The sequence below is a fragment of the Cellulomonas fimi genome, assembly GCF_028583725.1.
Classification (GTDB): Bacteria; Actinomycetota; Actinomycetes; order Actinomycetales; family Cellulomonadaceae; genus Cellulomonas; species Cellulomonas fimi_B.
In genome coordinates, this window is the sequence record NZ_CP110680.1 from 3,652,660 (window position 1) to 3,665,485 (window position 12,826).

The 12,826-nt window shown below is 74.4% G+C and carries 12 protein-coding genes; 6 read left to right on the forward strand and 6 right to left on the reverse strand.

What is annotated here, in order from left to right:
* Nucleotides 1-45: 45 nt before the first annotated feature.
* The gene (locus OOT42_RS16405) at nucleotides 46-1,251 is read left to right on the forward strand and encodes a Fic family protein (RefSeq protein ID WP_273652229.1); all 1,206 of its coding nucleotides are present in this window, start codon (nucleotides 46-48) and stop codon (nucleotides 1,249-1,251) included.
* A gap of 30 nt (nucleotides 1,252-1,281) precedes the next feature.
* Here the strand turns inward: OOT42_RS16405 and OOT42_RS16410 are convergent, their stop codons facing one another.
* From OOT42_RS16410 to OOT42_RS16435, 6 genes are read right to left on the reverse strand one after another with little or no spacing between them, the layout of a single operon-like run.
* The gene (locus OOT42_RS16410) at nucleotides 1,282-1,923 is read right to left on the reverse strand and encodes a transaldolase family protein (protein ID WP_273652230.1); all 642 of its coding nucleotides are present in this window, start codon (nucleotides 1,921-1,923) and stop codon (nucleotides 1,282-1,284) included.
* Between the two features lie 2 nt (nucleotides 1,924-1,925).
* Entirely contained in the window at nucleotides 1,926-3,398 is a 1,473-nt protein-coding gene (xylB, locus tag OOT42_RS16415; protein ID WP_273652231.1) for a xylulokinase, read from the reverse strand.
* Complete coding sequence (locus OOT42_RS16420; protein WP_273652232.1) at nucleotides 3,398-4,054, reverse strand: KpsF/GutQ family sugar-phosphate isomerase; 657 nt, start codon at nucleotides 4,052-4,054, stop codon at nucleotides 3,398-3,400. The genes xylB and OOT42_RS16420 overlap by 1 nt, the downstream gene beginning before the upstream one ends.
* 52 nt (nucleotides 4,055-4,106) lie before the next feature.
* Nucleotides 4,107-5,705, reverse strand: a complete 1,599-nt coding sequence (locus OOT42_RS16425; protein ID WP_273652233.1) for a sugar ABC transporter ATP-binding protein — start codon at nucleotides 5,703-5,705, stop codon at nucleotides 4,107-4,109.
* A gap of 1 nt (nucleotide 5,706) precedes the next feature.
* Nucleotides 5,707-6,726, reverse strand: a complete 1,020-nt coding sequence (locus OOT42_RS16430; RefSeq protein ID WP_124342704.1) for a substrate-binding domain-containing protein — start codon at nucleotides 6,724-6,726, stop codon at nucleotides 5,707-5,709.
* A 41-nt stretch (nucleotides 6,727-6,767) separates the two neighbouring features.
* Nucleotides 6,768-7,853 carry an ABC transporter permease gene (locus OOT42_RS16435; RefSeq protein ID WP_273652234.1) on the reverse strand — a complete coding sequence of 362 codons (1,086 nt, stop codon included), beginning with the start codon at nucleotides 7,851-7,853 and terminating at the stop codon, nucleotides 6,768-6,770.
* 110 nt (nucleotides 7,854-7,963) lie between these two features.
* Between OOT42_RS16435 and OOT42_RS16440 the strand changes: the two genes are divergently transcribed.
* The 5 genes from OOT42_RS16440 (at nucleotide 7,964) to OOT42_RS16460 (ending at nucleotide 12,676) form a co-directional block, all read left to right on the forward strand.
* Entirely contained in the window at nucleotides 7,964-8,956 is a 993-nt protein-coding gene (locus tag OOT42_RS16440; RefSeq protein ID WP_273652235.1) for a sugar-binding transcriptional regulator, read from the forward strand.
* Nucleotides 8,953-9,654: a ribulose-phosphate 3-epimerase gene (locus OOT42_RS16445; protein ID WP_273652236.1), complete on the forward strand. Its 702-nt coding sequence runs from the start codon at nucleotides 8,953-8,955 to the stop codon at nucleotides 9,652-9,654. Before OOT42_RS16440 ends, OOT42_RS16445 begins: the two co-directional genes overlap by 4 nt.
* Nucleotides 9,655-9,751: 97 nt before the next feature.
* Nucleotides 9,752-10,039 (forward strand): hypothetical protein, encoded by a 288-nt coding sequence (locus OOT42_RS16450; RefSeq protein ID WP_273652237.1) that lies wholly within the window; start codon nucleotides 9,752-9,754, stop codon nucleotides 10,037-10,039.
* A 61-nt stretch (nucleotides 10,040-10,100) separates the two neighbouring features.
* Nucleotides 10,101-10,616, forward strand: coding sequence for a putative immunity protein (locus OOT42_RS16455; RefSeq protein WP_273652238.1), 516 nt, complete (start codon nucleotides 10,101-10,103; stop codon nucleotides 10,614-10,616).
* A gap of 269 nt (nucleotides 10,617-10,885) precedes the next feature.
* Nucleotides 10,886-12,676 (forward strand): FAD-dependent oxidoreductase, encoded by a 1,791-nt coding sequence (locus tag OOT42_RS16460; RefSeq protein WP_423776020.1) that lies wholly within the window; start codon nucleotides 10,886-10,888, stop codon nucleotides 12,674-12,676.
* Nucleotides 12,677-12,826 lie beyond the last annotated feature (150 nt).

Genomic DNA, 12,826 nt, shown 5'->3' on the forward strand with positions numbered 1-12,826 from the left:
AAGGCTAACGCGGTAGCCTTCAGTAACGAGCGCAGGAGGTGAAGGATGGAAGCCCCGACGGCTGCCGAGCCACCCGCTGCGCCGTGGCCCGCCTTGTCGTTCGAGGCACGCGACTGGACGCCGAACAATCCGCACCTGGACGCGTTCCAACGTCTACGGACGACCCGCCCGTACCAGGCCGCCATCCCGCCGGCCATCGGCGATCTCGCCGTCGACACGCCGCCGCGCGTGCGGGCGATCGCCGAGCAGGCGACGCTCGACGTCGCCCGGTTCGACCAGGAGATGGCAGCCCTGCCCTTCCCGATGCCCGCCGTCCTGCTGCGGACCGAGTCCGCGTCGAGCTCGCAGATCGAGCACCTGACGACCAACGCCCGCAACCTCGCCCTCGCCGCACTCGGTGCGCCGTCGCGCCAGAACGCCGAGCTCGTCGCCGCGAACGTGAGGGCCATGACGACCGCCCTCGCGGGCGGCGACGAGGTGACCCCCGAGCACATCCTGAGCGTGCACGCCACGCTCCTGCGCGAGAGCGAGCCCGACGTCGCGGGTCGGTGGCGTCAGGAGCAGGTGTGGGTGGGCTCGTCGACCCTCAGCCCGCACGGTGCCGACTTCGTGCCGCCGCACCACGAGCGGGTCCCCGCGGCCATCGACGACCTCGTCACGTTCGCAGCCCGGGGTGACGTCCCGGCGATCGTGCACGCCGCGGTCGTCCACGCGCAGTTCGAGACGATCCACCCGTTCACCGACGGGAACGGTCGTACGGGACGTGTCCTCGTGCACACCATGCTCCGCCGCCACGGCCTCGCGCTCCATACCACCGTGCCCGTCTCGGCCGGCCTGCTCCGTGATCCCGACGCGTACTTCGCTGCGCTCGGGGCGTACCGACTCGGCGACGTCGGGCCGATCATCGAACAGGTGGCCGATGCCGCCACGGCCGCGACGGTCAACGGCCGCGCGCTCGCCGCGGACATCACGTCAACCCGGGCGCGGTGGCACGAGATGATCCACGCGCGCACCGACTCGACCGCATGGCGGCTCGCTGACGCGCTGTTCGCGCAGCCCGTCGTCACCGCGGACTACGTGACGACGACGCTGGGCGTGTCGGAACGAGCGGCGTACAACGCGATCGAGGTCCTCGTGCGCGACGGCGTCCTGCGCTCGCCCTCGACGGGTCGTCGCTCCCGCGTGTGGCAGGCCGACGACGTCCTCGTCGCGATGGACGACTTCGCCGCACGGGCCGGCCGGCGTCGCTGACGTCCTCGCGGACGCCCCTGAGCCTTCCCGTCAGCGGAGAGCCGCGACCGCCTCGTCGAACTGCGCGAGAGCGGCGTCGGTGAGGGGCTCGACGAACAGGTCCTGCGCGACGGCGGCGCCGAGCGTCACGGCGTGCGCGCCCGCGGCGGCCAGCGTCACGACGTCGTCGACGGTCCGGATGCTCGCGACGAGCACCTGCGTCGCCGTCCCCTCCAGCACGCGGACCATCTGGGCGACCTGCCCGTGCCCGTCGCGGCCCGACTCGGTCATGCGGCCGAGGTACGGGGCGATCCACCGGGCGCCGGCGGCGGCCGCGAGGACGGCCTGCCGCGCGTCGTAGACCGCGGTGACCAGCACGGGGACGCCGTCGTCGGCGAGGCGGCGGGTCGCGGCGAGCCCGTCCCGAGTCGCGGGGACCTTGACGACCAGGCGGTCGGACAGAGCGCGCAGCGCGTGACCCTCGGGGACGATCGCGTCGACGTCATGGGCCGTGGTCTGGACGAACACCTCGGAGGTGCGCTCGAGCAGCCAGCCGACGAGGTCGGGCACGGCGTCGAGGCGCACGTCGCCGCGCTGGAGGATCAGCGGGTTCGTCGTGACACCGCGGAACAGGCCCGTGGCGAGCAGCGGCTCGAGCGCGGTGCGGTCGGCGCTGTCGAGGTAGAGGTCCATCGTCACTCCGGGGTCTCGTCGGGCTGGCGGGCGTCGGCCAGCGCGCGGTAGCGGCGCCACACGTCGTCGTCGACGGCGCGCTGCGACTCGACGACACCCGTCGTGGCAGGGGTCCAGGTGTCGCGCACGGTGCGCACATCGGCGCCGGCGAGGACGGCCGCGGCCTGCACGGTGGCGCCACGCGCGGTGGCCTCGTCGACGTCCCGCGTGTGCACGGGTCGGCCGAGCGCGTCGGCGAGCACCTGCCGGTACGCGAGCGACCGGGCTCCCCCACCGGTGACGACGACCTCGCCGTCGGCGGTCGCACCCGCGGCGCGGATCGCGTCGTGGCCGCGCACGAGCCCGAGCACGACGCCCTCGTAGGCGGCGAGCGCGAGCTCCTCGCGGGTCGTGTCGGAGCGCAGCCCGGCGAGCACGCCGCGCGCGTCGGGGCGGTCGGGGCTCCGCTCGCCGTCGAGGTACGCGGCCATGACCATGCGGTCGGCGCGACGCGGTGCGGCGAGGGCGAGGCGCGTGAGCTCGGGGTGGTCGACGCCGAGCAGTCGCGCGACGGTGTCGGTGACCTTGGCGCAGTTGAGCGTGCAGACGAGCGGCAGCCAGCCACCCGCGGCGTCGGCGACGCCGTCGACCCACGCGGTCGCGTCGTGCACGGGCGTGGGCGAGGTCGTCATGACGACGCCCGACGTCCCGAGGCTGTAGAGCACCTGGCCGGGCGCGAGGCCGATGCCGAGCGCGCCCGCGTGCTGGTCGCCCGCGCCCGCACCGACGACGACGTCGACACGGAGGCCGAGCGCGCGGGCGTCGGCGGTCGACGCGGTGCCCGCCGCCTCCGACGGGCCGAGGACCGTGGGCAGCAGCGTGGACCACGGGAGGTCGTCGCGGACCCAACGGTCGAGGTTGTCGACCAGGTACCGGCCGTCGTGCGCGGCGTAGTAGCCGGTGCCCGAAGCCTCCGAGCGATCGGTCACCGCGCGGCCCGTCAGCCGGTAGGTGAGGTAGTCGTGCGGCAGCAGGACGCGGGCGGTCTCGTCGAGGAGGTGCGGCTCGTGCTGCGCGACCCACGCGAGCTTGGTGATGGTAAAGGCGGCGGTCGGCACGGAGCCGACGGCGTCCGCCCACCCAGCCGTGCCGAGGTCGCGGACCAGCGCGTCCGCCTGCGGGCTCGACGTCGTGTCGTTCCACAGCTTCGCGGGCCGCAGCACGCGGTCCTGCGCGTCGAGCAGGACGAGGCCGTGGCACTGCGCGGCGACGCTCACGGCGTCGACGTCGCCCGCGCTCAGCCCGGCGTCCGACAGAGCACCGCCGAGCGCGAGCCCGAACGCCGCCCACCAGTCGGCCGGGTCCTGCTCGCTCACCGGCGGCGACGTCGGCGGGTGCGCGCTGCGGCCCGACCCGAGCAGCCGGCCGGAGCCCGCGTCGCGCAGCTCGACCGTGCAGGACTGCGTCGAGGAGTCGACGCCCGCGACGACGCCCATCAGGCCTCCGGGCGGCGCTCGGCGCCGTCGGACGCGAGCGACGGGAGCGCGTCGGGCAGCTGCTCGATCCGCCCGACGGCACCCGCGGGGTGCGTGAACAGCACCTGCTCCCAGCCGTACCCGCGGATCTGCATGAGCACCGCGGCGAGCGCGTCGCCCCACGCGGCGGTCGCGAGCGTCGAGCCCATCGCGATGACGCCGCCCGGGTCGACCTCGGGCCCGGCGTCAACGACAGCGGTGAGGTCGGCGAGGGTGCCGAGCGTCGAGGTCGGCGACGCGGTCAGGGCGATCACCGGGACGCCCCGCTGCTGCACGCGGCGGGACAGGTCGTTGAGCTCGTCCGACTCGCCGCCGCGCGAGATTGTGATGAGCAGGTCACCGGACACCACGGCACCCATCGTGCCGTGCAACGCGTCCATGCCCGGCAGGAAGACCGCCGGGGTGCCGCACACCGACAGCAGGTGCGCCATGCGGCGCGCGACCGCGCCCGACGTGCCCGAGCCGGTGACGAACACCTTGCCGGTCACGCGGCCCACGAGCTCCACGGCCGCGACGAACGACTCGTCGAGCTGGTCGGCGACGTCCGCGACCCCCTGGCCCTCGCGCCGCACGATGTCCCGTGCGGTCTGGAGGGTCGCCGCAGCGCTCGTCGTCATGGGGGTGCTCTCTTCCGTCGGTGGTCCGTGGTGCGTCATGAGGAGGCCGGGATCAGGCGGCGGCCCACGCCGCGAGGCGCAGCGCCTGCGGGGTGCGGTGCTCGGCGGACAGCTGCTCACCGGTGCTGCGGCCGTGCGAGACGACGACGATGTCGTCGGCGACCTCGCAGATCTCCTCCTCCTCGGAGGAGACGAGCAGCACGGTGAGCCCGGCGTCGTGCGCGAGCGAGCGGACGATGCGGTGGATCTCGGCCTTGACGCCGAGGTCGACGCCCTTGGTCGGCTCGTCGAGCAACAGGACCCGCGGTCGCTGCGCGATGGCCCGCGCGAGCAGCACCTTCTGCTGGTTCCCGCCCGACAGGCTGACGACGGGCCCGTGCACGTCGCCGCGCACGCGCAGCTGCCCGAGCAGGTCGTCGGCGTCGCGCAGCATGCGGCGCTTGTCGAGGAGACCCGCCCGGCGGTACCGGCGCAGCACGGGCAGCGCGACGTTCATCGGGGAGTCGAGCTTGGGCACGATGCCGTCGCTCTTGCGCTCCTCGGTGACGTACACGACGCCCTCGCGCTGGGCCCTCGCCGGTGTGCCGGGGCGGTACGGACGGCCGTCGAGCAGGACCGTCCCGGCCGTGACGGGCGCGAGGCCGACGAGCGCGCGCATGACCTCGGTGCGGCCCGCGCCGACGAGGCCGTACAGGCCCAGGACGCGGCCGGGCTCGGCGGTCAGGCTGACGCCGTGCACGCCCGGCGCGTGCAGGTCTCGCACCTCCAGGCGGGGCCCGCGCGTCGCGTCGGGGAGCCAGCGGCGGACGTCGGCGACGGGTGCCGCCTCGGCGTGCTCGGGCTCGGGCGTGCGGACGGCCTGCGCCGGGGCCTCACCGGCGCGCAGCCGGTCGTCCATCTGGGCTGCCTCGTCGCCCGCGATCGCCGCGACGACGTCGTGCCGGCTGACCTCGTCGACGCGGGCGTCGATCCGGACGCGCCCGTCGACGAGCGCGACGACCCGGTTGCAGACCGCGTAGAGCTCGTCGAGCTTGTGGTCGACGAACACGATGCCGAGCCCGCGGTCGGCCGCGAGGGACCGGACCATGTCGAGCAGGCGCTCGACCTGCCCGCCCTCGAGGCTCGTCGTCGGCTCGTCGAGCAGCAGGTACTTCGCGTCGCGGTGCGTGGCGACCGCGATCTCGAGCATCTGCCGGGTCGCGACGGGGTAGTCGCCGAGCTTGCGGTCGACGTCCACGTCGAGCCCGAAGGACTCGACGAGCTTCCGCGCCCCGGTGCGCATCTCGTCGCGGCGGAGCAGCCCGCCCCGCGAGTGCTCGTCGCCGAGGTAGACGTTCTGCGCGACGGTGAGGTTCGGCAGGAGCGAGAGCTCCTGGTACACGGTCGCGATGCCCGCGGCGATCGCGGCGGCGGGCGAGTCGATCGTCTCGGCGCGGCCGTCGACGACGATCTGGCCGCCGTCCGGGGTGGTCGCCCCGGCGATGGTCCGCAGGAGCGTCGACTTGCCCGCGCCGTTGTGGCCGACGAGCCCGACGACGTCCCCCGGCCGCACGTCGACCGAGACGCCGTGCAGCACCGACACACCCGAGTACCGCTTGATGATCCCTCGGACGCTCAGCCCTGCCGGCGTCCCGGTCGACGTCGTGGTCATGTCAGCCGACCTCGCCCGGACCCGGCGTCTGGCCGACGGTGAAGAGCTTGAGCGACTGCAGGATCTCCGCCTCGGGCGTCGCGCCGTCGACCCACGCTCGGATCTGCTCGACGACCTGCTGGCCGTAGGCGTTCGGCTCCTGGGCGACGCACGCGGGGTACTGCTCGGTCAGCGTCTGCTCGGAGGCGCAGAACCCGTAGACCTTGACCGCGCTGTTGGCGCCGAGGGCCTGGAGCGCGCCGTAGGCGGCCGGGCCCGTCGACGCGAAGATCACGTTGATGTCCGGGTTGCCGGAGAGCATCTCGGTGGTCGCGCGCAGGCTGTCGTCGGGCTTGACGTTGCCGTCGACCTTCGCCACGACGGACGCGTTCGGGTTCGCGGACAGGGCCTCCTCGAAGCCGGCGTCGCGCATCTGCGTCGGGGTCTCGTCGGGCTCGGTCACGAAGCCGACCTTGATCTCGGCGTCGGCGCCCAGGTCGGCGAGGACCTGCTCGGCGGTCTGGCGGCCGCCCGCGGTGTTGTCGGCGCCGAGGTACTGCACGATGCTCGCGCCCTGCGACTCGAGCGCCTCGGGGTCGATGCCCACGTTGACGGTGAACACCGGCACGCCCGCGTCGTTCGCGGCCTTGACGATCGCGGCGCCCGGCTCGGACTTGACCGCGTTGAGGGCGAGCGCGCACGGCTTCTTCTGCAGCATCGACTGCGCCTGCGCGAGCTGGTTGGCGTCGTCGTCGTCGGCGATCTGCACCTCGACCGTGAACCCGTTCGCCTCGGCCGCCTCCTCGAAGCCGGCCTTCATGGCGACGTAGTAGGGGTTGGTGAGGTTCGGCAGCGCGACCGCGATGAACGGGGTCTCGTCGTCGCACGAGTCCGGGCGGGGGATCTCGCCGGAGGCGGCGGTGGCCGCGCCGGACGAGCCGCCGTTCGACGAGCCCGTGCCCGTGTCGACGGCACCGCACGCGCCGAGCACGAGGGTGGTGGCGGCCAGGCCGGCCGCGAGGGCGGGGATGCGAAGCTTCATCGCTCTGTCTCTCCTGGGGGTGGGTCGGGGTCGTGCCGGGTTCACCGGTGGTCGGGGGTGCCCGCGGTGACGGGGGTCGCGGGGGACGCGGGGGTGACCGCTGCGTCGGTGCCGCTCGGGGGTCCGCCGCGCAGGCGGCGGCGGAACAGGTCGCTGAGCGACGACTGGCGGCGGTAGGTGTCGAGGATGACGCCGCCGAGGATGATCAGGCCGATGACGAGCGGCTGCCAGTACGACTGGACGCCGACGACGTTCATGCCGTTGGACACGGTCGCGATGAGGACGGCGCCGAGCAGCGCACCGGGCAGGGAACCGATCCCGCCGAACAGGCTGACACCGCCGACGACCGCCGCGGCGATCGAGTAGAAGAGCTCGTTGCCCGAGCCGGCCGACGGGTAGCCGACCATGAGGCGCGACGTGACGATGAGGCCGCCCATGCCCGCGCAGAGCCCGGAGACCGCGTAGACGAGCATCGTGACGCGGCCGATCGGGATGCCCGACAGGCGCGAGGTCTCGGCGTTGCCGCCGACCGCGTAGATGTGGACGCCGGTCGGGGTGAGCCGCAGCAGGACCGTGAAGACGATCGCGAACACCGCGACGAGCACGACCGGCATGGGGATCCCGAACAGCGACCCGCGGCCGATGATCGCGAACATCGGGTCGGCGACGTTGACGGAGCTCGCGCCGGTGAGGATGAGCGGGATCGACGCGGCGACGCCGAACGCCGCGAACGTCACGATGAACGGCGGCAGCTTCAGGTAGTGGATGAGCGCGCCGTTGATGACACCGACGAGCGCGCCGACCGCGAGCGCCGCGAGGGCGGCGGCCCACCACGGGAGTCCGCTGCGCATCGCGAGGGCGGCGATCATCCCGGTCAGGGCGACGTTGGAGCCCGTCGACAGGTCGATGCCGCCGGTGAGCAGCACGAACGCCTGGCCCATCGCGAGGAACGCGATGACCGTGCCGTTGAGCAGCAGCAGGTTGGCGTTGTCGAACGTGCGGAACGTCGGGGACATCAGGCTGAAGATCACCGCGACGAGCACGATCACCACGCCGATGCCGAGCTCCTCCGGGATCCGGCGGCGCTTCACCATGTCTGCCTCCTCGCAGCCTGTGTTCTTGCTCATATGAGCACCACGCGTTGCTCATCTGCCTTCGACACTACGTCGCGGATCTCGCTCGGATCAACTTGGCCAGATCACGATTGGGCAACGTTCGAGCGCGCTATGGTGCTCACATGAGCGAAGCAGAGGGGCGCGGCAACGGCGCCGACGACCGCGGGCTGATGGTCCTGGCGGCCCGGCGCTACTACGTCGACGACGTGTCGAAGGTGCAGATCGCGGAGGAGCTGGGCGTGTCCCGGTTCAAGGTCGCGCGCCTGCTCGAGCACGCGAAGGCGACCGGCGTCGTCACGATCACCATCCACGCCGACGGGCTCCAGGACCCGGCGCTGGGGGCTGCGCTGCGCGAGCACCTCGGGCTCTCCGCCGTGACGGTCGTCGAGACCAGCGGCGACGCCGACGCCGTCCGCCACCAGGTCGGCGAGGCCGCCGCGCAGGTCCTCGGCGCGACGCTGCGCGAGGGCGAGGTGCTCGGTCTCGCGTGGGGCCGCACCCTCACCGCCATGAGCGCCGCGCTGCCGCCGCTCCCCCGCGTCGACGTCGTCCAGCTCACCGGCGCGATCGGCACCGACCTCGACGAGTCGCCCGTCGAGATCGTCCGCCGCGTCGCCCTGCGCTCCGGCGGCACCGCCCGCCCGATCTTCGCGCCGCTCGTCGTCGACGACGCCCGCACCGCCGACGCCCTGCGCCGCCAGCCCGACGTCGCCGCCGCCCTGCGCATGTTCGACTCCGTGACCACCGCCGTCGTCTCCGTCGGGTCGTGGGAGCCGCCGGACTCGCAGCTCCTGCGCACCATCAGCGACGCCGAGCGGTCTGCCCTGCTGGAGTCGGGCGTGCGCGCCGAGGTCGCGTCGCTGCTCGTCTCCGACTCCGGCGAGCTCGTCGCGCCGCACTTCCAGGACCGCTGCGTGACCATCGAGTTCGCGCAGATGCGCGCCATCCCGCGCATCGTCGCCGCGGCCGGCGGGGCGCAGAAGGCGCAGGCCGTCGCCGCGATCGTCCGCGCCGGGCTGTGCACCGAGCTCGTCACCGACCGCGCGCTCGCCGAGGCGCTGCTCGCACTGCCGCGCGTGTCGCCCGCGCCGGGCGACGCCGGGGCGGACTCGTGACGCTCGTCGTCGCCGCCTCGCTCTGGTCCACCCCGCCCGCGCTCCTCGCCGACGAGGCCGTGCGCCTCGCCGCCGCCGGGCTCACACGGTGGCACTGGGACGTCTCCGACGGCGTGTTCGCCGCGCCCGGCGGCTTCGATCCCGACACCGCGTGCCGGCTGTCCCACCTGACCGGGCTGCCCGGCGAGGCGCACCTCATGGTGTCCGACCCGCTCGCCGAGATCGACGCGTGGACCGCCGTCTGCGACACCGTGATCGTGCACGTCGAGGCCGCAGGCTGGGCGCGCGCGGTGTCCCGGATCCGATCTGCCGGGCGGCGTGCGGGTGTCGCGATCTCCCCGTCGACGCCGCTCTCCGCCCTCGACGACCTCCCACCCGACGTCGCGGTCCTCGTCATGTCCATCACCCCCGGCCAGGCGGGCTCGACGTTCCTGCCGTCGACGCTGTCCCGTCTCGACGCGCTCGCAGGTGGCCGCGATGCTGACGCCGGCGGTGGCGTCGCGGCGGTCGGCCGTGGCGCGGGTCGCCGCGCGCTCGGCGTCGACGGCGGCGTCACGCTCGACCACGCGCACGACTGCGCCGCGCACGACGCCACCTGGGTCGTCAGCGGCTCCGCCCTGTGCGGCGCCCCCGACCCGGCGTCCTGGCTGGAGACCGCGAGCGCCGCACCCGTCGGCGGGACGGCCGCCCGCCGCTGAGGCCCCTACCGCGGAGCACGCGCCGCGGAGGGCTCCCGGCTGCGTCGACGCTCCCCCGGCGGGAGCATGGGAGCGTCGCCGACGACGGGAGCGCACGATGAGCGAGCTGACCAGGACCACGACCGACCCCGACGAGATCCGGCGGTTCGTCGAAGGCCACCAGGCGGTCCCCGCGCTGATCCGCGCCGTCTACCCGAAGGACCCCCGCATGCCCGCGGTCATCTTCCCGGAGGGCCCGAGCGGTCACGGCGCCGAGCGCGCGACGTGGGAGGAGTTCTTCGCGGCCCTCGACGCGTCGAACCTCGCCTTCCAGTACCCGCTCCCGGCCACGCCCGGCGGCCACACACCCCCGTTCTTCGAGCTCATCCAGCGCGAGGACGACTGACGCGCCAGCCCTGGACGGGGGCCTGGACGCGCACGTCAGCCCTCTGCGCCAGGATGAACGCGTGCCGATCCTCCCGCGTGAACGCGACCCCCGGCTCATCACGATCCGCCGCGGCGGCACGCTGACCGACGAGCACCACGTCCTGCTCGCGCGCTGGGCGCTCGCGTGCGCGGAGCACGTGCTGCCGCTGTTCGAGCGCGAGAGCGATGACGGCCGCCCGGCGGAGGCGCTGCGCATCGGACACGCCTGGACCCGCGGCGAGGCGACGATGCGTCAGGCGCACGACGCGGCCTTCCGGGCCAACGCCGCCGGTCGCGGGCTGCCGGACCCGGCGCGGTTCGCCGCCCTCTCGGCGGGTCAGGCGGTCGCGGTGGCGCACGTCGCCGCGCACGACCTGGGGGCCGCGGCCTACGCGATACGCGCGGTCACGGCGGATGTCCCCGAGGCCGAGCGCGAGACCGCCCGCGTCGCCGAGCTGCGGTGGCAGCGCGACCTGATCCCCGACGACCTGCGGGACCTCGTGCTCGACGACCAGCGTCGGCGGAACGCGATCTGCTGGGACGTCTTTTCCGACTGAGGCCCCGCGGCTCGACGACGGCGCCCCCCCTGCGCCACGGCGTCCGGGGTGCGGGCTGCGCACTGCGGGCTGCGGGCTGCGGGCCGGCTCGGCGGTTCCGCTCCTGCCCACGTCGGCTCCATGTAGCGGGCTTCACGGACGCCGCGGCTTGATGATCGGATACCCCCGGGGGTATCGTTCGAGCCGTGCCCAGCACCGAGACCCCGCTCCCCGCGCACCCGAGCGACGCCCCGCGCCGCCTCGTGATCGTCGGTGGCGTCGCGGGCGGCATGAGCGCCGCCGCCCGGGCCCGACGGCTGTCCGAGTCGGCCGAGATCGTCGTCCTCGAGCAGTCGCCGTACGTGTCGTTCGCCAACTGCGGCCTGCCGTACCACCTGTCCGGCGAGATCGCGGACCGCGACGACCTGCTGCTCCACACGCCAGTGAGCCTGCGCGCCGCCCTCAACCTGGACGTCCGCACCGGCCACCGCGCCGCCGCGATCGACCGCGCCGCGCGCACGGTGACCGTCGCGACTGCCGACGGTGCGTACGCGCTTCCCTACGACGCGCTGCTGCTCGCCCCCGGCGCGGTCGCGGTCCGCCCGCCGATCGACGGCCTCGACCACCCCGCGGTCCACGCGCTGCGGACCGTCCCCGACGTCGACGCCCTGCGCGACCGCGTCGACCAGGCGCTCGCCCGCGCCACGGGCACGTGTCCCCCGCGGGCCGTCGTCGTCGGCGCCGGCTTTATCGGCCTGGAGGCCGTCGAGGCGCTGGTCGCGCGCGGCTTCGAGGTCGACCTCGTCGAGCTCGCGGACCACGTCCTGCCGCCCCTCGACGCCGAGCTCGCTCCCCTGCTCGCCGACGAGCTCCTGGCCCACGGCGTCGCGCTGCACCTCGGCGTGTCGGCGACCTCCGTCGTGGATGCCAGCCCGGCCGCCACCTCCGTCGCGGATGCCTTCCCGGCCGCCACCTCCGTCGTGGATGCCCTCCCGACCGCCACCTCCGTTCCGTCTGGCGCGGCCGGGACCGACCGCGCGACGAGCGCGTCGAGCGCGTCTGGTCCTGCCGATGCCCCCGCCGGGCAGGTGACCGTGACCCTCTCCGACGGCACCGCGCTCGACGCCGACCTCGTCGTGGTCAACGTCGGCGTCCGCCCCGCGAGCGACCTGGCCCGCGACGCCGGCCTCGACCTCGGGGCGCGCGGCGCGATCCGCGTCGACGCCGACCACCGCACGTCGGACCCGCACATCTGGGCCGTCGGCGACGCGATCGAGGTCCGTCAGGCCGTCACCGGCGACGCCGGCCCGGTGCCGCTCGCCGGACCTGCCAACCGCCAGGGCCGGCGCGCCGCCGAGTCGATGCTCGGCCACCGCACGACCCCGCAGGCCGCCGTCCTCGGCACCGCGATCGTCCGCGTCTTCGGCCTGACCGCGGCCGTCACGGGAGCCAGCCAGGCCACGCTCGTGCGCGCGGGCATCGAGCACGAGGTCGTCCACCTGCACCCGAACCACCACGCGGGCTACTACCCGGGCGCGTCGGCCGTGCACCTGGTCGCGTCGTTCGCGCCCGACGGTCGCCTCCTCGGCGCCCAGGCCGTCGGCCGCGAGGGTGTCGACAAGCGCATCGACGTCCTCGCGACGGCGCTGCGCGCGGGCATGACCGCCGACGACCTGGCCGAGCTCGAGCTCGCCTACGCGCCGCCGTACGGCTCGGCGAAGGACCCGGTCAACATGCTCGGCTTCGTCGCGCAGAACGCGCTCGACGGCACGATGCCGCAGTGGCAGGCCACCGACCTGTCTGATGCGATGGAGTCGACCCTGATCCTCGACGTCCGCTCCGCGAAGGAGCGCGCCGCCGCCCACCTGCCCGGCTCGCTGCACGTCCCGCACACCGAGCTGCGCGACCGCCTCGACGAGGTCCGTACCGCCGCCGACGGCCGCCCGATCAGCGTGCACTGCGCGAGCGGCGTCCGCTCCTACCTCGCGACCCGCATCCTGCGCGGCGTCGGCCTCGACGCCCGCAACCTCTCCGGCGGCTGGCAGACGCTGCAGGCCGTCCACCCGTCCCTGTCCGCCTGACCCCTGCTCCGCCCTTCCCCGAGGAGAACCCCCATGTGCTACCCGGTCACCTGCCCCACCTGCGGCAAGACCACCTGGGACGGCTGCGGCATGCACGCCCAGGACGTGATGGGCTCCGTTCCGCCCGCCGACCGCTGCACCTGCCCCCGC

Coding starts and splice junctions, on each gene's coding strand:
- OOT42_RS16405 (WP_273652229.1), top strand. CDS start 46: ATGGAAGCCCCGACGGCTGCCGAGCCACCCGCTGCGCCGTGGCCCGCC.
- OOT42_RS16410 (WP_273652230.1), bottom strand. CDS start 1,923: ATGGACCTCTACCTCGACAGCGCCGACCGCACCGCGCTCGAGCCGCTG.
- xylB (WP_273652231.1), bottom strand. CDS start 3,398: ATGGGCGTCGTCGCGGGCGTCGACTCCTCGACGCAGTCCTGCACGGTC.
- OOT42_RS16420 (WP_273652232.1), bottom strand. CDS start 4,054: ATGACGACGAGCGCTGCGGCGACCCTCCAGACCGCACGGGACATCGTG.
- OOT42_RS16425 (WP_273652233.1), bottom strand. CDS start 5,705: ATGACCACGACGTCGACCGGGACGCCGGCAGGGCTGAGCGTCCGAGGG.
- OOT42_RS16430 (WP_124342704.1), bottom strand. CDS start 6,726: ATGAAGCTTCGCATCCCCGCCCTCGCGGCCGGCCTGGCCGCCACCACC.
- OOT42_RS16435 (WP_273652234.1), bottom strand. CDS start 7,853: ATGAGCAAGAACACAGGCTGCGAGGAGGCAGACATGGTGAAGCGCCGC.
- OOT42_RS16440 (WP_273652235.1), top strand. CDS start 7,964: ATGAGCGAAGCAGAGGGGCGCGGCAACGGCGCCGACGACCGCGGGCTG.
- OOT42_RS16450 (WP_273652237.1), top strand. CDS start 9,752: ATGAGCGAGCTGACCAGGACCACGACCGACCCCGACGAGATCCGGCGG.
- OOT42_RS16460 (WP_423776020.1), top strand. CDS start 10,886: ATGAGCGCCGCCGCCCGGGCCCGACGGCTGTCCGAGTCGGCCGAGATC.